This window comes from Kocuria marina (assembly GCF_000786655.1).
Taxonomy (GTDB): domain Bacteria; phylum Actinomycetota; class Actinomycetes; order Actinomycetales; family Micrococcaceae; genus Kocuria; species Kocuria marina_A.
Map to the genome: position 1 here is coordinate 47810 of NZ_JROM01000055.1, position 22176 is coordinate 69985.

The 22176-nt window shown below is 71.9% G+C and carries 14 protein-coding genes; 6 read left to right on the plus strand and 8 right to left on the minus strand.

The genetic code is table 11. The annotated features are described in order from the left end of the window. Positions 1–276: 276 nt before the first annotated feature. Entirely contained in the window at positions 277–1776 is a 1500-nt protein-coding gene (locus AS25_RS11685) for a zinc-dependent metalloprotease (RefSeq protein WP_035965305.1), read from the plus strand. Positions 1777–1937: 161 nt separating this feature from the next. Here AS25_RS11685 and AS25_RS11690 read toward each other — a convergent pair whose 3' ends face one another. Further along, complete coding sequence (locus AS25_RS11690; protein ID WP_253270569.1) at positions 1938–2516, minus strand: M48 metallopeptidase family protein; 579 nt, start codon at positions 2514–2516, stop codon at positions 1938–1940. 134 nt (positions 2517–2650) lie between these two features. Between AS25_RS11690 and AS25_RS11695 the strand changes: the two genes are divergently transcribed. Next, positions 2651–3529, plus strand: a complete 879-nt coding sequence (locus tag AS25_RS11695; RefSeq protein ID WP_035965306.1) for a hypothetical protein — start codon at positions 2651–2653, stop codon at positions 3527–3529. A gap of 38 nt (positions 3530–3567) precedes the next feature. On the opposite strand, the gene AS25_RS11700 is transcribed toward AS25_RS11695, so the two are convergent. Further along, a complete protein-coding gene (locus AS25_RS11700) occupies positions 3568–4608 on the minus strand; it encodes a LacI family DNA-binding transcriptional regulator (RefSeq protein WP_253270570.1) in 1041 nt (346 codons plus the stop codon). A 275-nt stretch (positions 4609–4883) separates the two neighbouring features. Between AS25_RS11700 and AS25_RS11705 the strand changes: the two genes are divergently transcribed. Further along, positions 4884–6362, plus strand: a complete 1479-nt coding sequence (locus AS25_RS11705; RefSeq protein WP_035965309.1) for a flavin-containing monooxygenase — start codon at positions 4884–4886, stop codon at positions 6360–6362. Next, positions 6359–7180 carry an alpha/beta fold hydrolase gene (locus tag AS25_RS11710; protein WP_206051975.1) on the plus strand — a complete coding sequence of 274 codons (822 nt, stop codon included), beginning with the start codon at positions 6359–6361 and terminating at the stop codon, positions 7178–7180. Before AS25_RS11705 ends, AS25_RS11710 begins: the two co-directional genes overlap by 4 nt. Before the next feature lie 108 nt (positions 7181–7288). Here AS25_RS11710 and AS25_RS11715 read toward each other — a convergent pair whose 3' ends face one another. Continuing rightward, the gene (locus AS25_RS11715) at positions 7289–9112 is read right to left on the minus strand and encodes an ATP-dependent helicase (protein ID WP_052160975.1); all 1824 of its coding nucleotides are present in this window, start codon (positions 9110–9112) and stop codon (positions 7289–7291) included. A gap of 2 nt (positions 9113–9114) precedes the next feature. Beyond that, entirely contained in the window at positions 9115–10089 is a 975-nt protein-coding gene (nudC, locus tag AS25_RS11720; RefSeq protein WP_035965314.1) for an NAD(+) diphosphatase, read from the minus strand. 83 nt (positions 10090–10172) lie between these two features. On the opposite strand from nudC, the gene AS25_RS11725 reads away from it, so the two are divergent. Next, a complete protein-coding gene (locus AS25_RS11725) occupies positions 10173–11435 on the plus strand; it encodes a macrolide 2'-phosphotransferase (RefSeq protein ID WP_084118203.1) in 1263 nt (420 codons plus the stop codon). On the opposite strand, the gene AS25_RS11730 is transcribed toward AS25_RS11725, so the two are convergent. Both AS25_RS11730 and AS25_RS11735 read right to left on the minus strand, forming a co-directional pair. Next, positions 11378–14872 carry an ATP-dependent helicase gene (locus AS25_RS11730; RefSeq protein WP_035965315.1) on the minus strand — a complete coding sequence of 1165 codons (3495 nt, stop codon included), beginning with the start codon at positions 14870–14872 and terminating at the stop codon, positions 11378–11380. The genes AS25_RS11725 and AS25_RS11730 overlap by 58 nt on opposite strands. Further along, positions 14869–18516 carry an ATP-dependent DNA helicase gene (locus tag AS25_RS11735; RefSeq protein WP_052160960.1) on the minus strand — a complete coding sequence of 1216 codons (3648 nt, stop codon included), beginning with the start codon at positions 18514–18516 and terminating at the stop codon, positions 14869–14871. The genes AS25_RS11730 and AS25_RS11735 overlap by 4 nt, the downstream gene beginning before the upstream one ends. A 315-nt stretch (positions 18517–18831) precedes the next feature. Between AS25_RS11735 and AS25_RS11740 the strand changes: the two genes are divergently transcribed. After that, entirely contained in the window at positions 18832–19599 is a 768-nt protein-coding gene (locus tag AS25_RS11740) for a 3'-5' exonuclease (protein ID WP_084118204.1), read from the plus strand. 166 nt (positions 19600–19765) lie between these two features. On the opposite strand, the gene hemL is transcribed toward AS25_RS11740, so the two are convergent. Continuing rightward, the gene (gene hemL, locus AS25_RS11745; RefSeq protein ID WP_035965316.1) at positions 19766–21085 is read right to left on the minus strand and encodes a glutamate-1-semialdehyde 2,1-aminomutase; all 1320 of its coding nucleotides are present in this window, start codon (positions 21083–21085) and stop codon (positions 19766–19768) included. Between the two features lie 81 nt (positions 21086–21166). After that, positions 21167–22174 carry a porphobilinogen synthase gene (gene hemB / locus AS25_RS11750; RefSeq protein ID WP_035965317.1) on the minus strand — a complete coding sequence of 336 codons (1008 nt, stop codon included), beginning with the start codon at positions 22172–22174 and terminating at the stop codon, positions 21167–21169. Between the last annotated feature and the right edge of the window lie 2 nt (positions 22175–22176).

Genomic DNA, 22176 nt, shown 5'->3' on the forward strand with positions numbered 1-22176 from the left:
TCGCTTCCTCTCCATGGCCTCCGGGACCGTCCCAGCGTACTCGGCCCACCCTGGGAAGGTCCCGCGCACACCGTCGGGGGCGTACGTCGCACGCCCTCGTGGAAGGTTCGACGACGCCGCACGGCCCGGGACGGCGGCGTCGCCCGCTCCCGGTGAACGGGCGCCCGGAGGGTACCTGAGCCATCAGCGAACTGGGGGCGCACGCGGTGGTTCGGGCCCGGGGCGGACGGCTAGGGTTTGAGCAGTCCTAGATCCTCCACGACGATTGGCGGTCCCATGCCTTCGAACCCTCCGTACGACGAGAACGGCGAGAACCCTAAGGACCCGTTCCAGGAGATGTTCGAGCGTCTGCTGGGCTCCGGGAACATGAAGCCCGGTGACATGCCGGCCGGTATGCCCATGGACCCGCAGGCCATGTCCATGATGTTCCAGCAGATCCAGTCCATGATGAGTTCGACCTCCTCGGGGGAGCCCATCAACTGGGAGCTCGCCAACCAGCACGCCCGTCAGGTGGCCGCGCAGAAGGGCGACGCGTCCGTCTCGGCGAAGCAGAAGGGCGCCGTGAACGACGCCATGAAGCTCGCGGACCTGTGGCTCACGGACAACACCGCGTTCGGCGAAGCCCCCGTGCTGCCGTCCGCGTGGGCGCGCGCCGAGTGGATCGAGGCCACGTGGGAGACCTGGAAGGAGATGACCACCCCGGTGGCCACCTCCGTGTCCAAGGCCATGTCCGACGCCCTGACCCAGCAGTTGCCCCCCGAGCTCTCCCAGGCCATGGGCGGGGCGGATCTGTCCGGGATGCTCTCCGGCGCGGGCTCCATGATGTTCGGGATGCAGCTGGGACAGGCCGTGGGTGCGCTCTCGTGCGAGGTGCTGTCCTCCACGGACGTGGGCATCCCTCTGGCCAAGGACCGCTGCGCGCTCGTGCCGTCCAACGTGGCCGAGTTCAGCGAGGGGCTGGACCTGCCGGCCTCGGACGTGATGCTGTACCTGGCCATCCGCGAGGCCGCCCACACGCGTTTGTTCCACGGTGTGCCGTGGTTGCGGCAGTACGTGCTGGACCTGATCACGGCGTTCGCGTCCGAGATCCACATCGACATGGACCGGATCGAGTCCATCGCCCAGGAACTCGACCCCTCCGACCCCTCGGGCATCCAGGACGCGCTGGCCTCCGGCGTGTTCAGCCCCGAGATGACCCCGCGCCAGGAGACCACGCTCGCCAAGCTCGAGACGGTCCTCGCGCTCGTGGAGGGCTGGGTCAACCGCGTCACCGTGGCCTCCACCTCCAACATCCCCTCCGCCGCCGCCCTCACCGAGATGATGGCCCGCCGCCGCGCCGAGGGCGGGCCCGCCGAGCGCACTTTCGGTTCCCTCGTGGGTCTCGAACTGCGCCCCCGCCGATTGCGTGAGGCAGCGACCTTCTGGGGCTACGTGGAGGAACAGCGCGGGATCACCGAGCGCGACAGCCTCTGGGAGTCCCCCGAGTTGCTGCCCACCAATGAGGACCTCGACGATCCCCAGGGCTTCGAGGAGCGCCGCGGGCTGCTCACGGCCAGCGACGAGGAGATGGACGCCGCCCTGGAGAAGCTGCTGGCCGGTGGGTACGAGGACGGTCGGCAGGCCCCGGGGGGCGCGAGTTCCACCGGCCAGGCCTCCGCGGACGCGAAGCAGGGTGCGTCCGGGGAGACGTCGCCTGGACGCGAGCCGGGTGAGAGCACGGGCACTGCCGGCGACGACGACCAGGACGATCCCGACACCACGCGGGACGAGGACTGATCGTGGGCGGCTGGGCCTCCGTGTAGTAGGCCCGTCGTACGGACTTCAGGGTTCGCGGCCGGGCCCGTGCGAACGGCCCGGGGCCACTCGCACCGAGACTCGTGCGGACCTCGTACCGGCCCCTCGCCGACCCGGCTCGCCGGGCTGGCCCCTCGGGTGGCTCACTCCCGGCCCGTGACCTGCGCGGGGTTCCGCTCCGCCCACGCGGCGCCGTCCAGGAACTGGCCGGCGTCGTGCGCCCTGGGGTGGCGCCGTGCCATCTCCCAGAACCGCTCGTTGTGGTGAGCCTCCAGCAGGTGCACGAGCTCGTGCAGCACCACGGTCTCCAGAACCCACTCGGGCGCGTCCGCGAGTCGCCGTGAGATCCGAATGGCACCCGTGGCGGGGGTCGCCGAGCCCCACCGTGTGTGCTGGCGGGCGGACCACGTGATGCTCGTGGGCCGGGCACGACCCTCCAGGTAGGTCCGGGACAGCCGCTGCGCCATCTCCTCCAGCGCCGTGTCGGAGTGCCGCGTGCGCGAGGCCGCCTCGGCCGCGCGCCGCTTGGCCACGACCCTGGGAACGAGAGTTGCACTCCAATGCGCGATCTGGGCACGGGTGGCCCGTTGTGGCACCGAGAGCACCACGGCGTCCCCGCTGAAGTGGGCGTTGACGGTCTTGGTGCGGCGGGCACTGCGCTTGACGACGATCTCCGGCATCTCCTCCGGTGGTTCGACGATTCTGGCTCGTGGTGGGGGCATGCCCCCAGTTCACCACCCCGCCCGGGCGGGGCACGAACCGGGACGCAGAAGGGGAGCACGGTGCCCGCGGCACCCGTCCTGTGGATTGCCCCGCGCCGGCCGCGGGAGCGCCCCGCTTCGGCAACCCTGGTGCCATGACCCACCGTTGCCCAACTGCCCCCGAGGAACCCTGCGCTCCCCCGGCGTTCGACGAGCTGCGCGTTCTCGCGCTCGGGCTCGACCCCCTCACCGCCGCCGTGTGCCTCGCGCTCGCGGAGGCCGGGGTCTGCCTGCTCAACGTCCGGGATCCTGCACCCGTCGGGACCGCGGACGTCCGCCACGGCCCGTACCCCGCGGAGTTCCAGGGCCAGCCACGTGAACTGGTGCTGAGGACCCTGCTGCGGCGCAGATCCCCGCGCTGCGCCCCGCTCAGCGCACCCGAGCTCTTCCCGTCGGCGGCGGTGCCCACCGCCGTGGTGCTCCACACGTGGTCCGTGCCCGGTGATCTCGTGGCGGACCTCGCCACGGCTCCCTCCCCGGACCTGGACCCGGCGCTTCCCACCCTGAGCGTGGTCCGCGACGGCGGGTCCGTGGTGGTCTGGCCCCTCACCGACTGGGCGCATCGCCCGTGCCGGGCCTGTGTGGCGAGTGCGGTCCGTGAAGCGCGACGCGCATTCCGTGGGTCCCCACCGACGCCCGGCGAGCCTCTGCTTCCGCGTCAGGACGGGACGGTGGCCGTGTTGACGCGCACTGTGGCCACCGGGGAGATCGCGGGTCGCCTGCTGTCCCACGTGCTGCGGGACGACGCCGCTCCGCGGGCGGCACCGTCCGACTCGCCACACGACGCTCCCCCGGACGTGCCACCTGCCGGCACCGGAACGGCACCATCCGGCCCACCGCCGGCCCGGCCCCCGTCCGGAACGCAGTCACCTGACGGTCCGGAAGCGTGCCTCGTGCTGCGCCGGGGGCTGACGGTTCTGCCTTTGGCCCCGGATCCGAGGTGCCTGTGCTCCCTCGCGTTCACCGGGCCGTGAACCGTGCGTGCGGAGTCCGCCGTATCATCCGTGCCCGCTCAGACGGATTCGCGGTCCACCGTGAAGGCCCCCGCCGTGTCCGGGGGCGAGGGTGCGGGCTCGTCCCGCACCAGGGCGTTGATCACGGCCACGATGTGCCGGGCCGTGACCTCCGGGTCCAGCGCCACCATGGTCAGCGGAGGGTCGGCCAGCGCCGCCGCCGGGGAGTCGTTGACCCCCACGATCGCGAGGTCCGCGGGCGCTTTCCAGCCGAGTCGCCGCATCCCGCAGAGCACGGCGAGCGCGGCGGTGGTGTCGTGGGCGCACACCCCGGACGCCCCCGGGTGCCGTTCGCGCCACTGCAGCAGCACATCGGCCGCCCCGCGGGGATCCGCAGGAAGGGGAAGAGCACTCGGGCGAGGCAGGCCACGGGCCGCGCACTCGCGCTGCAGCACCTCGAAGCGCCACTGGGAGACGCCGTGCATGTGCTCCCCGCCCGTGATCGCATAGCCCAGGTGCGTATGGCCCGCGGCCACGAGCCGCTGCACCTGCACCCTGGCGATGTCCCGCTCACGGAGACCCGTGATCCACCGCCCCATGTCGTCCGAACCGGTCCAGGAGACGACGCCGCGCACGCCACTTCGACGCATGCGCTCGGCGTCGTCCTCCGCGAGGTCCCACGCGAGCACGGCGGCCGGCGTCACGGAGGACCAGACCTGGGCGGCGGGGCGGCGGGTCCACGCATGGATCACCATGGACAGCCCCACCTCGGAGAACAGCACCGAGAGCCGCTCCACGATCACCCCGATGTCCTCGGTGAGGGACCCCGCCGGCGGGAGGTATAGCAGCACGGAGGTGGAGCGGCCCCGGCCGAGCGCCCGCGCCTCCGCCGAGGGCGCGTAGGAGAGCTCCCGGGCGGCGTCGAGCACGCGGCGTCGGGTGCCCGCGGAGATGGACTGCGAGGGGGTGTCATTGAGCACGAAGCTCACGGTGGTGCGGGAGACCCCGGCCAGCCGTGCCACGTCGGCGCTCGTGGCCCGCCGTGCGGGGGTGCGGTGCCGGTGCATGCTCGTGAGTTCTCCCTGGAGGTCGATAGCCACATGGTAGCGAGTGGCCCACCGCCGCCGGGCCCTGATGCCCCACGAATGTGAGCTGTTACACTCGAGAACCATCAAGCTAACACGCGTTAGTGTGCACTGGCATGGACCGCTGCCGCCCCGGCCCCTCCCGGCGCACGGCCTGCGTGCAGGGAACTGGAAGCGGCCACGTCGCCGCGAGGTTTCGGAGCCGGTACCCGTCGGGAACGCCGTCGGGCACCGGCTGCACCACCCGGATCCGACCGGGGCGCGAGACCGCAAGGAAGTTGGAGAACCACATGGACATTCAGGACGTCGACGTGATCATCATCGGTGCCGGGATCTCCGGCATCGGCGCCGCTCGGGAGCTTGCCGGCACCGGCCGCACCGTCCGCATCCTCGAGGCGCGCGAGGACATGGGCGGCACGTGGGACCTCTTCCGGTACCCGGGTATCCGCTCGGACTCGGACATGGCCACCTTCGGCTACCGCAGCCGCCCCTGGACAGGAGAGCGCAGCCTGGCCACTGGGGACACCATCCTCGACTACGTCCACGCGGCGGCCGAGGCGGCCGACGTCACAAAGGACATCCGGTTCGGGCGGCGCGCCGAGCAGGCACAGTGGTCCTCCGAAACCCACACATGGACCGTCACGTACCGCGACGTCCACACGGGCGGGGCCGAGCAGCTCACCGGCCGGTGGCTGTTCATGGCCACGGGCTACTACCGCTACGACGAGGGCTTCACCCCCGACTGGCCCACGCTGTCCGAGTTCGAGGGGACCGTGGTCCACCCGCAGCACTGGCCGGAGGACCTGGACGTGGCGGGCCGTCGCGTGGTCGTGATCGGCAGCGGCGCCACCGCCGTGACCCTCGTGCCCGCGCTCACGGACCGCGGCGCTCACGTGAGCATGCTGCAGCGCTCCCCGTCCTACGTGGCCTCCGTGCCCGGCAGGGACGAGACTGGCATCAAGCTGCGCAAATGGCTGCCGCCGCGCGCGGCCGGGGAGGCCAACCGCTGGCGCAACATCGTGCGCTCCATGGCCATCTACGAGTTCAGCCGCCGCCGACCGCAGGCCATGCGGGACCTGCTGCACCGCGGGGCTGTGAAGCACCTGGGCCCCACCTTCCCGGTGGACGAGCACTTCACCCCCGAGTACGACCCGTGGGACCAGCGGCTGTGCGCGGCACCGGACGGCGACTTCTTCAAGGCTGTGCGCGGGGACCACGCCGAGGTGGTCACGGACACCATCGAACGCTTCACCGCGGACGGCATCCAGCTGCGCTCGGGCCGTCACCTCCCGGCGGACGTGATCGTCACCGCCACGGGGCTCAACGTGCAGTTTCTTGGGAACATGGATCTCGTGGTGGACGGGGAGACCGTGGATCCGGCCGCGCGCGTGAGCTACCGCGGCATGATGCTCGACGGCGTCCCCAACATGGCCTTCGCCATCGGGTACACGAACTCCTCGTGGACCCTGCGCGTGGACCTGATCACAGAGTACTTCCGGCGGCTGCTGGACCGCATGGACCGCGAGGGCGCCGTGGCCGTCACGCCCCGATACTCCGGCCCCCGCACCGGGCTGCGCCCGCTCATCGACCTGGCCTCCGGCTACATCCAGCGTGGCGCGCACCTGCTGCCCCGCCAGGGCCGCGACGGGGCATGGAACGTGCGGCAGAACTACCTGCGGGACCGGGTGCTGTTCCGTCCGGGTGCCGAGAAGGACGAGCAACTCGAGTTCACGGTGCCCGCCCGCACCACCTCGGGGGTGGGCGCGTGAGCACGCAGATGTGGAACGGGCTGAGCTGGCGCGAGACCGGTGAGGGCACCCCGGTGCTGCTGATCCACGGGATCGGACGCAGCCTAGCCGACTGGGACGAGCAGCACGAGCGTCTGGCCGCGCGGCACCGTGTGATCAGCGTGGACCTCCCCGGCTTCGGTGGCTCCGAGGTCCCCACCGAGGGCATGAGCCTCTCGAATCTCGCCTCCCGCGTGGCGGAGTTCGTGCGCGCCCAGGGCATTGCACCGGCCCACGTGGCCGGCAACTCCCTGGGCGGGGCCGTGGCCATGCAGCTCACCGCCGACCACCCGGAACTCGTGCGCAGCCTGCTGCTCGTGGACTCCGCAGGATTCGGACGGGGCGTGAGCCCGGCCCTGCGTCTCGCGGCGCTGCCCGGGGTGGGCGAGCGCGCACTGGCACCGAGCCGCAAGGGTGCGCTGCGCTCCGAGCGGGCCATGTACCACGACCCCGCCCTGGCCACGCCCGAGCGCGTGGAACGCGGCTACGAGCTCGCGCAGCGCCCCGGCGGCTCCGAGGCCATGCTGCAGATGCTGCGCTCGATCGGCTCGATCGCGGGTGTGAAGCGGCCCTGGCGGCGCCGGCTGCTCCCCCGCGTGCGGGCCACCGGTGTTCCCGTGTTCATCATGTGGGGCGACAAGGACACCGTGCTGCCCTTCCGTCACCTCGCCCGCGGGGCGAAGGCCCTGGGGGCTCGCAGCCACCGGTTTCCCGACACCGGCCACGGGCCCATGATCGAGCGGCCCGACGAGTTCGCCCGCCTGGCCACCGAGTTCTGGGCGGGCGCGGAGCGCAGCTGACGACGCCGCACGGGCCGGTTCCGGTCCACGCTCACCCGCCGCGCTGCGACCACACAACGCGTCACCGGGTGGTGGTACCGGTCCCGGCCGGGCCTCGGCCGCACCCGCTTAGCGGCCGCTGCGGCGTCGTGCCGGGGTGCGCGGCGCGGGGGGCAGCACGGCGTCGAGGAAACGGGACCGGGCCCGGTTGGGCCGCCCACCCGGCGTGCGGGACAGGGACCACGAGAACACCAGGTGCTCGCGGGCGCGGGTGATCCCCACGTAGAACAGGCGCCGTTCCTCGTCCATGGCGTCCGGGGTGTCCGCGAAGGAGATGGGCATGAGTCCTTCGGAGAGCCCCACGAGGAACACGGCGTCCCACTCGAGGCCCTTGGCGGAGTGCATGGACGCGAGCGTGACCCCGTCCATCACGGGTGCCTCCTGCGTGGTGGCGCGGCGCTCGAGCTCCTGCGCGAACCCCGCGAGCGATAGCGTCTCGCCCTGCTGCGCGGCGCGTTGCGCCATGGAGTCGGCCAGGGCCACGAGCGCGCGCAGGGACTCCCACTTGGCCCGGGTGGCGCTGTCCGAGCGCGGCGCACGCTCCGTGTAGCCCAGGGAGCCGAGCATGTCCCGTACCTGGCGGGGGACGTCCGCGCGATCGGCCCCGGCCGTGCGCGCGGCGGAGCGGATCTGCACGATGGCCTGGCGGATCTCGGGACGGTTGAAGAACCGCTCCGACCCCCGCAGCTGGAAGCCGATGTTCGCGTCCGCGAGCGCGGCCTCGAACGCCTGGGACTGGCCGTTGGTGCGGAACAGGACGGCGATCTCGTGGGGTGCCACGCCGTCGTCGATCAGATCCTGGATCCGCACGGCGACGCCGGCGGCCTCGGCCTCGTCGTCCGGGTACTCGTTCCACGTGGGCTCCGGTCCCCCGGGGCGCTGGGAGACCAAACGCAGCGGCGTGGCCCACGTGTCCGGGGTGGAACCGGGCAGGGGGCGGCGGGCCGCGAGCAGCCGGTTGGCGGTGTTGACCACTTGCGGCGTGGAACGGTAGTCGCGGATCAGCTCCACGACCGCGGCCCCCGGGTGGCGGGACGGGAACTCGAGCAGGTGCCGGGACGTGGCCCCCGTGAACGAGTAGATGGTCTGGGAGGCGTCCCCCACCACGCACAGGTCGTCGCGGGAACCGAGCCACGCGTCGAGCAGCCGCTGTTGCAGCGGGGAGACGTCCTGGTACTCGTCCACCACGAACTGGCGGTACTGGGCGTGCACGGCCGCGGCGATGCGCTCGTCCTCCTCGAGGATCCCCACGGTGATCAGCAGGACGTCCTCGAAGTCGATCAGGTGCCGGTCCGCCTTGAGGTCCTCGTAGGACTGGTAGAGCCGCTGCATGGTGCGCACGTCGTAGCCGGCGGGCATGTCCCGGTCCTGCGCGGCGGGCGCATAGGTGTCCGGGGTGTACATGGAGACCTTGGCCCATTCGATCTCCGCGGCCACGTCCCGCACGGTCGCCCGGTCCGTGGTCAGGCGCATCCCCTGGGCGGCCTCCGTGAGCAGCCGCGCCTTGTGGTTGACGAGTCCAGGCGGGGGCCCACCCACGGCCTGCGGCCAGAAGTACTGCAGTTGTCGCAGCGCCGCCGAGTGGAAGGTGCGCGCTTGGACGCCCGGGGCCCCGAGGGCGTGCAAGCGCTGGCGCATCTCGTTAGCGGCGCGCGCGGTGAACGTGAGCGCGAGGGTCTTCTGCGGGGTGTACACACCCGACGCGATGCCCCACGCGATGCGGTGGGTGATCGCGCGGGTCTTACCGGTCCCCGCCCCGGCGCGCACACACACGGGCCCGTGCAGCGTGGTGGCCACGACCCGCTGTTCCGGGTCCAAGCCCCCCAGGATCCGTTCCTCGGCGGATGACTCGGCGGACCCCTGTGTGGATTGCTCGGCGGAGGGCTCGGTCATGCTCACCACCCGCTCTCCGGCAGGTCATGGCCCAGCCAGCTCACGATCAGCGCGTGGGCGATGGACACCGGCCCCGGCAGGGTGATCTCACCCGCGGCGGCCTGGGACGTGAGCTCCTCCCGCGTGAACCACCGCACGTCCAGGATCTCCTCACCGTCCGGCACGGCGTGCGCGGTATGGGCGACCGCGCGGTACCCGAGCATGAGCGAGCGAGGGAACGGCCACGGTTGCGATCCCTGGTACTCGACGGTGTCCACCGTGATCCCGGCCTCCTCGCGCACCTCGCGCACGACCGCTTGCTCGGCGGACTCCCCCGGCTCCACGAACCCCGCGAACGTGGAGAAGCGATTGCCCTGCCACAGCGCGGAGCGGCCCAGCAGGATCCGTTGTTCGCGGGGGTCCGGGTGATCGTCCACAATCGCCACGATGATGGCCGGATCGGTGCGGGGGAAATGCAGGGACTCGTCCTGGGGGCACACGCGGGCCCATCCGGAGCGGATCACGTTCGTGAGCGTCCCGCAGCGCGGGCAGCGTGGGTGGTCCCGGTGCCACAGCGCCACGGCCTGGGCGGTGACGAGCAGCGCCGTGTGCTCCGGGTCCAGCGCGGTGGCCAGGGTGCGCAGCCCGTCCCACTGTGCGCCATCGTGACCGGGCAGGGACGTGTCCGAGGGGAAGGTTCGCAGGAGCACGCTCGTTCCGTCCGACAGGCGTCCCAGGTACACGTCCGGGCGGGCGGGATCCCCCGTGCTCGGCGGCACGTCACTCACCGGGACGAGCAGGAGCCGGTCCCCGTTGGTAGGCGCGTGCGCACCCCGCAGGACGAGCACGCGCGTGTCAGGGTCCTGCACCGCTCGGGCCACGAGATCCTCGCGTTCCCGCTCCACCGCGCCGCGCTCGAACGGGCGGCCGGCGAAGGGCAGATCGGCGGGGCGCAGCCGTGGTGCCGGGGCGGTGGAGGGGTCCTGGGAAGAAGTCACCCGCCCACTGTAGACCGGCCCCCGGACACCCATGTCCCTGCGTACACAGCCCCCTCCCGGGGCGGGCCGGTAGGGTGGGTGTGGTGAGAACGACCCCCGAATTGCTGGCCGCCGTCGCGGCCGCGGCCGTGCCCGGGGTGGCCCCTGTGGCCACCGGTCCTTCTCCCGACGACGCCGCGGATTTCCGCTCGTGCGTGGTCCAGGACTCCGAGGGTCGCCGCTGGCGCGTCCGCAGTCCCCTGAACACCGAAGCGAGCATGCGCCTGGAGACCGAGCACCTGGTGCTGCAGGCGTTCACCCCGTCCGTGCGCTCGCGATTGCCGTTCCACCTACCCACGGTCGCGGGGTCCGTGGCGCAGGACGGGCTGCGCACCTTCGTGTACTCGCACCTGCCGGGTCACACGCTCAGCCTGCGGGAGTTCCAGCGGCAGAACGAACATCCCGAACCTCCCGTGCACGCCCCCTCCCCGAGTGCGACGCCGCGCGCTCCCCTGGCCGTGCAACTGGGCCGTTCGCTCGGGTGCCTTCATTCGCTGCCCCGTGCGCTCGTGATGGACGCGGACCTGCCCGCCTACAGCGCCGAACAGTGCCGCAAGCGCATGCTCCACGACCTCGATCAGGCCGCGACCACGGGGCTGATCCCCGGGGACCTGTTGCGCCGGTGGGAGGAGGCCCTCGAGGACACCACCCTGTGGCAGTTCTCCACGCGCGTGGTGCACGGGGACCTGCACGAGGACAACATCACCGTGGACCACGGTTCACTCGCATCCTTCACGGGGTGGAGTGATCTGCACGTGGGTGATCCCGCGGTGGACTTCTCGTGGCTCGTGGGCATGTCCGACCCCGCGTTCGCGGACACCGTGCTGGAGGCCTACTCCGTGGCGGCCGTCCAACCCCCGGACCGTCATCTGTTGCGCAGGGCACACCTCAAGGCCGAGTTCGCGCTCGCGGAATGGCTCGTGCGCGGTGTGGACCGGGGCATCACGTCCATGGTGGACAACGCCCAGCGGATGCTCGCGACCCTCGCGGCGGACGTGCGGGCCAGCGCGTCACCGTCCCCGGGGGTGGCCGGTCCGCCGCCCGTCCCACCGGCGCCGCCCGCCTCGGCCGCTTCGCCCGCCCCGCCGGCGTCACCCGCCTCGACCGCGTCGGCCGCCGCGTCCGGTGCGGATCGGACCGGCGACTCCGCCGATGACTCGGTGGACCGCGCTGACTCCGACGGTCGCACCCTCGACGGCGGCTCCGCCCCGGACGGTCACCCCAGCGACGACGGCTTGTCCCCCGGCCATCACTCCGGCGAGGGCGGCTCCTCCGCGGCGTCCGGATCCGTCACGCCCACCTCGTAGAGCGAGCTCACCACGGCCTCGAGTTCCGTCTCGTCCGCGAGGTCATGCGGGCGCACCACCTGGTCCGCGGCCACGTAGTAGAACGCCGCCGAAACCCGCTCCACCGGGACCTCGTGCAACCGCGCGAACGCCAACCGGTACAGTGCGAGCTGCCCGGACTTGCGCTTGAGCTCCTGACCGTGCGGGATTCGCCCCGTTTTCCAGTCCACGAGTTCCCAGCCGTCCGCGGTGCGGAACACGGCGTCGATCCGACCGCGCACCGTGAGCGACCCCACCGGGGTCTCCACGGGCAGTTCGATCGCGTAGGGCTCCAGCGACGCCCACGGGCTGTTCCGGAAGGTCTCGGCGAGCCGGGGCAGGTCCAGGTCCTCGTCCACGTAGTCGTCGGAACCGGGCAGTTCGTCCGCGTCGAAGATCGCGGAGTCCCCGAAGTAGTTCTCGACCCACGTGTGGAACGCCGTGCCCGCCCGGGCCGCGGAACCCGGTTTGCGCGGCATGGGTCGGCGCAGATTGCTGATGAACCCCTCGGGATCGGTGTCCATGGCCACGAGCGCGGACGCGGAGACGTGGGAGGGCATGTGCACGCTGCGGTCCTCCTCGGACGCCGCGCGGCGACCCAGCAGCAGCTCCGCCTCGCGCCGCCACCGCGTGACCACGTCACCGGAGGGCCCCTGTGCCAACTCCTCGTCCGTGAGCTCGCGGGTGTCCGGGAAACCGCGCTCGGCCACGGCACGGGCAGCGCGTTCCATGACCTCTCGACGGCCCCGGTGCGCCGGAGCGATCACGGTTTCCGTGAGCTCGCCGTCCGCGGAGCGTTCGGTGCGCACGAGTTCCGGTCCCTCCACGGGGTCGTACGGCCACAGCGCGCTGACCCGGGTGTCCCGCTGCGGGTTGGTGGCATCCGGTGCCGGCTCGACCCACGGGCCCGCCTCGAACCCGGGACTCGATCCCTCGACCAACTCCCGCGCTTCGAGCAGGAACGGTGAGGCCTCCTTGACCTCCTGGGCGGTGCCCCGGAACACGCTGCCGGAGAGTTCGAGCAGGGATTTGGCACGCGTGAACGCGACATAGGCCAACCGGCGTTCCTCGGCGAGGTCGTACTGTTCGACGTCCTTCGCGAACTCCTCGTACGAACTCTCGAGCTCGCGCACGTCCGAGACGCGCGCGTCCCACTGCGGCAACTGAGCGGCGTCGCCCCGTAACGGCCACGGCAGCTTGGCCGCTTCCAGGGTCCACGCGGAGGACTTCTTGGAGGGGAAGTCGTTCTTGTTGAGCCCGGGGACGTAGACGTGATCCCACTCGAGGCCCTTGGAGGCGTGGACCGTGAGCAGTTGCACGGCGTCCCGGCGCGTGTGCGCGGGCGGAAGTTCCAGGCCGTTCTCCTCGTGGGACGCGGCCTCGAGCCAGTCCAGGAACGCGGCGACGTCGTGCGTGCGGGTCGTGGCCGTGAACTGAACCGCCTGGTCGTGGAAGCCGTCCAGGTTGCGCCGCGCGTGCACGGGATCCTCCCCGGGCAGCGCGGCGAGTTCGATGTCGAGGCCCAGCACGGTCTCGACCTCGTGGATCACGGTGGTCAGCTCGTCCCCGAGCACACTGCGCAGGTCTCGCACGTCCCGGCGCAGTGCGCGCAACCGGCGCATGCCCTCGGCACTGATCCCGCGACCGCGGGAGGAGACCCAGCCCTCGGGGGGCGGTGTCTCGAGCGCCTCGATCAGGCTCGCGCGGTCCACGATGTCCGCCATGACCACCGGCTCCTCGGCATCCTCGCCGGTGGTGGCCGCGTCGTCGCCGGGCTCCGGATCCTCGCCGCGCGCGGCCCGCTCGTGGCCGCGCTCGAGGGCCGCGGCCCAGTCGCCGAGTGCCGCGAGGTCGCGTGCACCCAGCCGCCACCTGGCACCGGCGAGCAACCGGGCGAGGGCGTCCGAGCGGCCCGGATCGGTGAGGACGTGGAGCATCGCGACGACGTCGGCGACCTCCGGGGTGTGCAACAGCCCGCCCAGTCCGACCACCTCGTAAGGGATGTCCCGGGCCTCGAGTTCCAGGCGGAGGGGTTCGAACTGCGCGCGTTTGCGGCACAGCACGGCCATGGTGGGCATCTCGTCCGAGGCCTGGCCCTGATGCGCGGCCCGCTGGTCGTGGATCGACGCGGCCACGGCCTGGGCCTCCTCGGTGTCCGTGAAGTAGCGGCTCACCCGCACACGACCGCGCACCGCACCCGGCGCCGGGTCCAGCGGCGGGACCTCGACCGCGGCCGCGGAACGGCTCCACGCGGGCGGGGTGCGCAGCGGCTCGGCCACGGCGTTCGCGACCTCCAGGACCGCGAGGCTGTTGCGCCACGCCGTGGTGAGGAAGCTCGTGTCCGCGAACCGGGCCCGCTCCGCGTCCGAGGACCCCCGGACCGGGAAGTTTTCCACGAAACTGAACAGCTGGCCGGAGGACGCCCCCCGGAAGCCGTAGATGGACTGCTGGGGATCGCCCACGGCCATGACGCAGTGCCCCTCCCCGAACAGTCCCGAGAACAACGCCAGCTGGGCGTGGGACGTGTCCTGGAACTCGTCCAGCAGCACCACCGAGAAGCGTTCCCGCTCGACCGCGCGCGCGTGGGGGTCCACCCGCACGATCCGTGCCGCAAGGGCCAGCAGATCGCCGTAGTCGAGCGCGGAGTCCACGCGCTTGGCGGCGCGGAAGCGTTCCACGAGCTGCGCGAGGACCTCCGTCTGCTCCATCCGGCGCACGGCGTCCTGCACCTTGCGTCCCGGGGACTTCTTCCGCCCGTCCGGAGGGGTGTCCAGGCACATCGCCCGCAGCCGGCCCACGAACTCGTGGATCCGGCGCGGTTCCACGAGGTGCTCCGAGGCCTCGGACGCCAACTGCATGAGACCCGTGGTGAGCGTGGATGCGGCGGGCACGGTCGCGGGCAACGGGCCGTCCCAGCTCTGCACGAGGTCGTGCGCGAGCTGCCATGCCTGGGCCTGACCGAGCAGGACGGTGTCCGATTCCACGCCCAGCCGCAGCCCGTAACTGCGTACGAGCGAGTTCGCGTAGGAGTGGTACGTGCTGACCGTGGGCTCCTGCGCGGCGGCCGGGGCGTCGTCGTCCTCGGGCTCGTCGATGAGGCCCGCGCGGCGCAGGTTCCGCAGCTTCTGGTTGATCCGCTGGGACAGCTCACCCGCGGCCTTGCGCGTGAACGTGACACCGAGGATCTCGTCCGGGCGGGCCAGTCCGTTGGCCACGAGCCACGCGACGCGATCGGACATGGTGGTCGTCTTGCCGGAACCCGCGCCCGCCACGACCAGCCGTGGGGTCAACGGGGACGCGATCACCGCGGCCTGTTGCTCGGTGGGTGGGAAGTCCCCGAGCGCCTCCGCGATCTCGTACGGGGAGTACCGGACGTCCTGCGGAGTGCGGGACTGGGGGACGGAATCCTGCTGGGTCATTTCTCCGTGACCTGCCTTCCCTGGGCGCACAGCGGGCACAGCCACGGGACGGAGCACCGGATCCCGAATCCGGCCTCCTGGTCCGCGGTGTGCCGCGCTTCGAATCGGGTGCCCGCCACGAGGAGGGCCGCTTGCGTGATGAGGTCCCGTGCCCAGCGATGTTCCTCGTCCAGGGGGTCCTGGAGTTGCACACCGGGCGATGCCGCGGGGCCGCCGAGCTGGACGAGCAGCGCTCCCCCGGGTTGGGCCGACACGGCGCCCTCGGGGAGCTCGATGCGTTCCGGGCGTCGGGCTTCATGCAGGTCCTCGGTGCGGGAGGCCTCCTGCATGGCCCGCCCGGCACCGGCCTGCAGGGCCACCTGATACGCGCCCAGCTGCGGGTGCTCGGGGATGTCCTTCTTGGTCGGCTGGTGTTTGCCGGTCTTGAGGTCTACGACGACGTGGCGCCCGTGGGCGTCCACCTCGAGCCGGTCCACGCGCCCGGTCAGCAGGGCGTCCCGGGCCTCGCTGCGCACGAGGACCTCGAAACTGCCCTCCACCGAGACGAGCTCGCGCCCGTGCTCGGAGCGCATCTCCCGCGAATACTGCGCGAACTTACGCAACATCTTCTCCGCGCGTTCGAGCTCCTGCTCCCCCGTCCAGCCGTGGGGCATGCCCAGGGAGGGCCAGCGGCGGCGCAGGTGCGCGATCAACTCGACACTGTCGGCGTCCGGGAGGTGCTCGGCGATGTCGTGCACGAGCGTTCCCAGGCTGCGCCGCAGATCGGTCACCTCGGTGGCATGGGCCTCGCTCACGAACCAGTCGAGCGGGCTGCGGTGGATGGTCTCGATCTTGGACGAGGACACGCGTACCGCCTCGTCCGGTGCGAACAGTGCTTCCTCGGTGGATAGTGCGTTGCGGCCCCACCACTGCTCGGGTGCAGCGCCCGGTACGGGCTCTGCGAGTGCGGCGAAATCATGCAGCAGACGCGCGGCGGCCTCGCGTTCGTGGGCGGCCGCGTCCGGTTGCTGCACGGTGCGGCGCAGCGCACCCGTGAGCTGGCGCAACGTGAGGGGTTCGGGTGCGCTCAGTTCCTCGACGGAGATGCCGGGATCGTCGCGGCTCCCACCGGCCACGAGGTCCACGAACTCGGACGGTTGCTCGTCCTGGCTGGCCACCGCGGTGACCGTGAGGCCGGCCGTGGCGCGGGAGACGGCCGTGGCGAACTGCCGCAGTTCGTCGAAGCGCACCTGCCGCAACCGATCCACCGCGCTCAACTGTGTGGCCTGTTCCGGCCCGTGGTCCAGGGCATCGGTGAGCACGTCCGTTCCCAGTAACTGACCGCGCAGGGCGGTGTTGGGCCACACCCCCTGTTGCACCCCGGCGACGACCACGTGCGCCCACTGCCGCCCCGCCGACCCCGCGGGGGTCATCACGGAGACGTTGTCCTCCGCGGGTGCTCGGGCCGCGAGGGTGTCCATGGGCAGCTCCTGGTGGTCCATGTAGTCCATGAACGCGCGCGCCGTGGCGCCTGGGACCTGGTCCACGAACCGCTCGGCGGCCTCGAACAGCCCCACGACGGCGTCCAGGTCCCGGTCCGCTCGCACGGCCTCCGCTCCCCCGGCCAGGGCACGACGCCGCCAGCGCGGCGCGACCCCTGACGCGTCCCACAGGGCCCACAGCACGGATTCGGCGGTGGCGCCGGGCTCGTCCAGCGCCTCCTGACCGGCCTGGAGCATGTCCGCGACGCGCGCCGCCGAGTCCGAGTGCACCTCCGCGAGCTCGAGCAACACACCGTCGGCAAGCGCTTGAACCAGGAGATCGTCGCTCGTACGTCCACCACCGGTACGCAGTTCGTAACCGCGCAGTTTCTGGCGGATCCGGCGCACCTCCATGGGGGACGCCCCGCCGATCCGCGACGTCAACAGGGCCACCGCGGCACTGGCCGTGAGCATGGATCGGTGGGCGGCCCGCTCACGGTCCGCGTCCTCGGCCCCGGAATCCGAGCCGGCCCCCTCGGAGTCGGTCTCGGCAGTAAGGCCCGCCCCCTCGACCCCGGCTTCCGACGTGCGGCCGACATCCTCAGCGTCGGCCTCAGAGCCCTCCACCGTCGTTTCGGGACGGGAATCGGGATCGTCGCCCGGCTGCCCGTCCCGGCCCGGGGCGGCCCCCTGTGCTTCCTGATCAAGGGCTCCGTCCGGTTCCGCGACCGCATCCTGCGCCGCGAGCAACAAGCGCAGGGCATGCAGCAGCGGGATCACGGCGGGTTCCTCGCGCAGCGGGGTCTCGGCGGCGGACGTGGTCGTGGGGACGCCCAGCGCCGACAACTGCCGGGTCAGCGCCGACAACTGGGAACCGCTGCGCACGATCACCGCCATGTCCCGGTAGGGAACACCGTGCAACACATGCAAACGCAAGAAGTGGTCCGCGCACCACCGCGCCTGGGCGGTGGGCGAATCGAAGAGCGCCGCGCGCACCGAACCCGGTGCTGCGGCGTCGTCGGCGGCGTGGAGGTCGTCGACAGAGTGGGCGTCCTCGGCGGCGTAGGTGTCCCCCGCGGGGTGAGACGCGTGGTCCTCAGCCGCACGGGGTTGCTCGGGTGCGCGCTGGACGCGCGCCCCCGGCACGACCGAGATGGCCCGGGCCACACGCTGCCACGCCTCGTTGACCCGCAGTGGCATGCGGTGACTCGTGCCCAGCTGCAAGCGCTGCACGGGACGAGCAGGGGTGCCCACCCGGTCCTCGAGCGTGCGCAACAGGTCCGGGCGGGCGCCGCGGAACCCCTGGACGGTGGTGTCCGGGTTGGCGGTGAACACGGCGTCCCGCCCCCGGGTGAGTACCCCGATGAGCCGGTGCGCGGATGGGGTGGCGTCCTGGAGGTCGTCCACGAGCACGACGTCCAGCCGGTCCTGCTCCCGGGCGAGAAAATCCGGGTTCTCCTCGAGGACGCGGGCCGCGCGGTCCACGAGCTCGGACGGGTCGAAGGCATTGGGCATGCGCAGGGCACGGATCTGCTGGTACTCGGCGCGGAACGCCGCCGCGCTGCGCCATTCCGGGCGGCCGAGGGGCTGCGCCCAGCGCGCCAGGACGTCTGGAGCCAGGCGGTACTCGTTCATGCGGTCGAACAGCTCGCGCAACTCGCCGCGGAAGCCGCGCGTCCCGAGGGCCTGATCGAGCTCGGCGGGCCACACCACGGGGCTGCCGTACCCGGCGGCGTGCCCGCGCATCATCTCCGCGAGGAACGCGTCCTGTTCCGGTCCGGACAACAACACGGGCGTGGTGGTGACCCCGGGTAACAGGTCCTGGGCTTGGGCGCGGCGCAGGACGTCGAACGCGTATGCCTGCCACGCGCGAACGAGCGGCGTGCTGATGGTCGCGCGCGCACGGCGGCTGATCTCATCCCGCAGCGTGGCCGCCAGTTCGCGCGACGGCGCGAGCACGAGCAGGCGCTGCGGATCGGCTCCCTCGACGATCCGTCGCACCGCACCCTCCACGGTCACCGTGCTGCGCCCCGTCCCGGGCGCTCCCAGCACGAGGACCGGCCCGTGCCCGGCCGGCAGCTCCACGACGGTGCGCTGCGCGGGGTCCAACTCCGGCTCCGCCCCGCCGGATTCGACGCCGCGGGGCGGGAGGACGCGCCAGGACGGTTCACGCTGCGTTCGCATGTGGTGATCACATCACGGTGATCCGACACGCATAACGGCCCGCGCACCGACCGGTACCGTGGTCGCATGGCTTCCCCGCAGCACACAGGTGACACCGAACAACCCGCCCTCTTCGACGTGCCGCCCCCGCCACCCGCGGCGGGCCCCGAGGAACCCGCCGCGCCGCAGCCCGAGCAGCCCACGCTGTTCGACGCCGCACCCGAGCCCGCGCAGGACAACGGCGCCCGCTCCGCGCCCTCTCCCGACCGCACGTCCGGAACACACGAGGCCGCCGACGACGACGCCGCTGCGCCCGCCGAGCCGGCCGAGCCCACCGTGCCTACTGAGCCCGCAGCGCCGACCGCGCCCGCCGCAACCGGACCCCAGGGGGTAGCTCCCAGGGAGTCCGGCACGGCGCCGTCGTGGACCGCCGGAGAGCGCGCGGCGTTCGACCTCGAGACCACCGGGCGGGACCCCCAGGAGGCCAGGATCGTGACGGCGTCGGTGGTCCTCGTGGACGCCACCGGGACCGTGACGCGGGAGTGGGAGTGGCTCGCCGATCCCGGGATCGAGATCCCCGAGGAGGCCGCCGCGGTCCACGGCGTCACGACCGAGCGGGCCCGCGCCGAGGGCCGCCCCGCCGCGGAGGTCACCGCACAACTGAACGACGTCCTGAGCGGGCTGTGGCGCGCGGGAATCCCGGTGCTCGCGTTCAACGCCGCGTACGACCTCACCGTCCTCGCCCGCGAGAGCGAGCGCCACGGTCTGCCCGCCCCGGCCGCGATGCCCGTGCTGGACCCGTTCGTGCTCAACAAGCAGGTGCACCGCTACCGCCGCGGCAAGCGGACCCTGGGCGCACTGTGCGAGGAGTACGGCGTGGTCCTGGATGCCGCCCACACCTCCGCCGCGGACGCACTGGCCACCGAGCGGCTCGCCACCGCCCTGGCCGAACGGTTCGCGGAGCTCGAACGACCCGCCGAGGACCTGCACGAACTGCAGATCGGCTGGGCGGCCGAGCAAGCGGCGTCGTTGCAGGAGTACTTCCGGCGCCGGGATCCCGAGGCCGTGGTGGACGGCACGTGGCCGGTCCACCCGCGCCCCTGAGACCGCTCAGGCCCCTGACCCCACCCGCACCGCTACCGCGACCGTCACGCACACGACCGCGGCCGTCTCAGCGGACAAAGACGACGGCGCGGCACCGCCGGGAACCACCCGGGCGGTACCGCGCCGTCGTCGTACAGGAAAATTCGTACAGGAAAGGCGGAGCGGATCAGGCCTCGACGGGTCGAGCCTCTGCTGCCGCACGAGCCGCGGCGGGGAGGGCCGAGAGGATCCGGTCCATGGCGGAGTCGTCGTGGCCCGCGGAGAGGAACCACGCCTCGAAGACCGAGGGCGGGAGGTAGACCCCGGCGTCCAGCATCGAGTGGAAGAACGGCGTGTACCGGAAGCTCTCCTGGGCCTTGGCGTCCGCGTAGTTGTGGACCCCGTGGGCGCCCGTGCCGAAGGCCACCGAGAACAGGTTGCCGGCCACCTGGATCGAGTGATCGACCCCGGCGGCATCGAGGGCCTCGTGCACCCCCACCTGCAGCTGCTCGGAACGGCGGTCGATGGTCTGATACGCGATCCGGTCCGCGCACTTGAGCGTCGCGATCCCCGCGGCCATAGCCACGGGGTTCCCGGACAGCGTGCCCGCCTGGTACACCGGGCCCATGGGGGCCAGGTACTCCATGATCTCGCGGCGCCCGCCCAGTGCGGCGGTGGGCAGTCCCCCGCCGATGACCTTGCCGAACGTGAACAGGTCCGGGACCCAGTCCTCGCCGTTCTGGTTGCTGAGCCCCCAGTAACCGGCCTCGTGGACGCGGAAGCCCGTGAGCACCTCGTCCAGAATCATCAGGGCGCCGTTGTCCCGGGTGATCCGACGGATGTGCTCGTTGAAGTCGTTCTCTGGGGTGACCACGCCCATGTTGCACGGAGCGGCCTCGGTGATCACCGCGGCGATCTCACCGGGGTGCTCGGCGAAGACGGTCTCGAGCGCCGCGACGTCGTTGTAGGCCACCACGAGCGTCTGGGCGGCGGTGGCCTCGGTGACCCCCGCGGAACCCGGCAGGGCCAGGGTCGCGACACCGGAACCGGCCTCCGACAGGAGCGAATCCACGTGACCGTGGTAGCACCCGGCGAACTTGACCACCAGGTCGCGGCCCGTGAACCCGCGGGCCAGGCGCAGCGCCGTCATGGTGGCCTCGGTGCCCGTGGAGACCATGCGGATTTCCTCGAGCGGGGCCACGCGGTCCACCACGAGCTCGGCGAGTTCGGTCTCACCGCGCGTGGTGGCGCCGAAACCGAGACCGCGCTCCACAGCCTCGTGGACGGCCTCCGTGACCACGGGATGCGCGTGACCGATCAGCGCGGGGCCCCACGAGCACACCAGGTCCACGTACTCGCGCCCGTCCACGTCCGTGAGGTACGGGCCCTTGGCCGCGGCGATGAACGGCGGGGTACCGCCCACGGAGTTGAACGCGCGCACGGGCGAGTTGACGCCCCCGGGCATGACGCGCTGGGCGCGGTCGAACAGTTCTTGCGAAACACTCATGAGATCACTTCATTCCTTTCGCCGGGAGGCTCTCCCGGTGGGACCGTGCCGCGCGACGGCGCGGGCGCGGGGGTTCTGGGGTTACCTGCCGTTCTCCTCGTGGAACCAGCGAGCGAGCTCGGTCGCGTAGTAAGTCAGGATCGAGTTGGCCCCGGCACGCTTGATGGACAGCACGGACTCGAGGATCGCGGCGTCGCGGTTGATCCAGCCGTTCGCCGCGGCGGCCTCGATCATCGCGTACTCACCCGAGATCTGGTACGCCGAGACCGGCACGGGGGACGCGTCCGCGACCTCGCGCAGGATGTCCAGATAGCTCATGGCCGGCTTGACCATGACCATGTCCGCGCCCTCGTCCAGGTCCAGCTGTAGCTCCAGCAGGGCCTCCCGGCGGTTCGCAGGATCCATCTGATAGGTTTTGCGGTCACCCGTGAGCGTGGAGTCCACGGCCTCGCGGAACGGGCCGTAGAACGCGGACGAGTACTTGGCGCTGTAGGCGAGGATCGACACGTCCTCGCGGCCCGCAGCGTCCAGTGCCGCGCGGATCACGCCCACCTGGCCGTCCATCATCCCGGAGGGTCCCAGCATGTGGGCGCCGGCCTCGGCCTGGGCCAGGCCCATACGGCCGTAGATCTCCAGGGTGCGATCGTTGTCCACTCGGCCCTGATCATCCAGCACACCGCAGTGGCCGTGATCGGTGAACTCGTCCAGGCACAGGTCCGACATGACCACGATGTCGTCCCCCACCTCGTCACGCACGGCACGGATCCCGCGGTTGAGGATGCCGTCCGGGTCCAGCGCGGCGGAGCCCTCTGCGTCGCGGGTCTGCGGGATCCCGAACAACATGAAGCCGCCCAGCCCCAGCTCCACGGCTTCGGCGGCCGCGCGCTTGAGAGAGTCCATGTTGTGCTGCACCACACCGGGCATCGAGGCCAGGGGCTGCGGCTCGTCGAGTCCTTCCTTGACGAACACGGGCAGGATCAGCTCGGACGGCGTCACGCGGGTCTCCGCGGTGAACCGGCGCATGGCCGGGGTACTGCGCAGTCTGCGGGGCCGTGATACGAGGTCGTACGACACGTCATGGTCGGTCATGG

Excerpts from the sequence above, each read along its gene's own strand:
- AS25_RS11685 (WP_035965305.1), top strand. The coding sequence starts at position 277 with ATGCCTTCGAACCCTCCGTACGACGAGAACGGCGAGAACCCTAAGGAC.
- AS25_RS11690 (WP_253270569.1), bottom strand. The coding sequence starts at position 2,516 with ATGCCCCCACCACGAGCCAGAATCGTCGAACCACCGGAGGAGATGCCG.
- AS25_RS11695 (WP_035965306.1), top strand. The coding sequence starts at position 2,651 with ATGACCCACCGTTGCCCAACTGCCCCCGAGGAACCCTGCGCTCCCCCG.
- AS25_RS11705 (WP_035965309.1), top strand. The coding sequence starts at position 4,884 with ATGGACATTCAGGACGTCGACGTGATCATCATCGGTGCCGGGATCTCC.
- AS25_RS11715 (WP_052160975.1), bottom strand. The coding sequence starts at position 9,112 with ATGACCGAGCCCTCCGCCGAGCAATCCACACAGGGGTCCGCCGAGTCA.
- AS25_RS11730 (WP_035965315.1), bottom strand. The coding sequence starts at position 14,872 with ATGACCCAGCAGGATTCCGTCCCCCAGTCCCGCACTCCGCAGGACGTC.
- AS25_RS11735 (WP_052160960.1), bottom strand. The coding sequence starts at position 18,516 with ATGCGAACGCAGCGTGAACCGTCCTGGCGCGTCCTCCCGCCCCGCGGC.
- hemL (WP_035965316.1), bottom strand. The coding sequence starts at position 21,085 with ATGAGTGTTTCGCAAGAACTGTTCGACCGCGCCCAGCGCGTCATGCCC.
- hemB (WP_035965317.1), bottom strand. The coding sequence starts at position 22,174 with ATGACCGACCATGACGTGTCGTACGACCTCGTATCACGGCCCCGCAGA.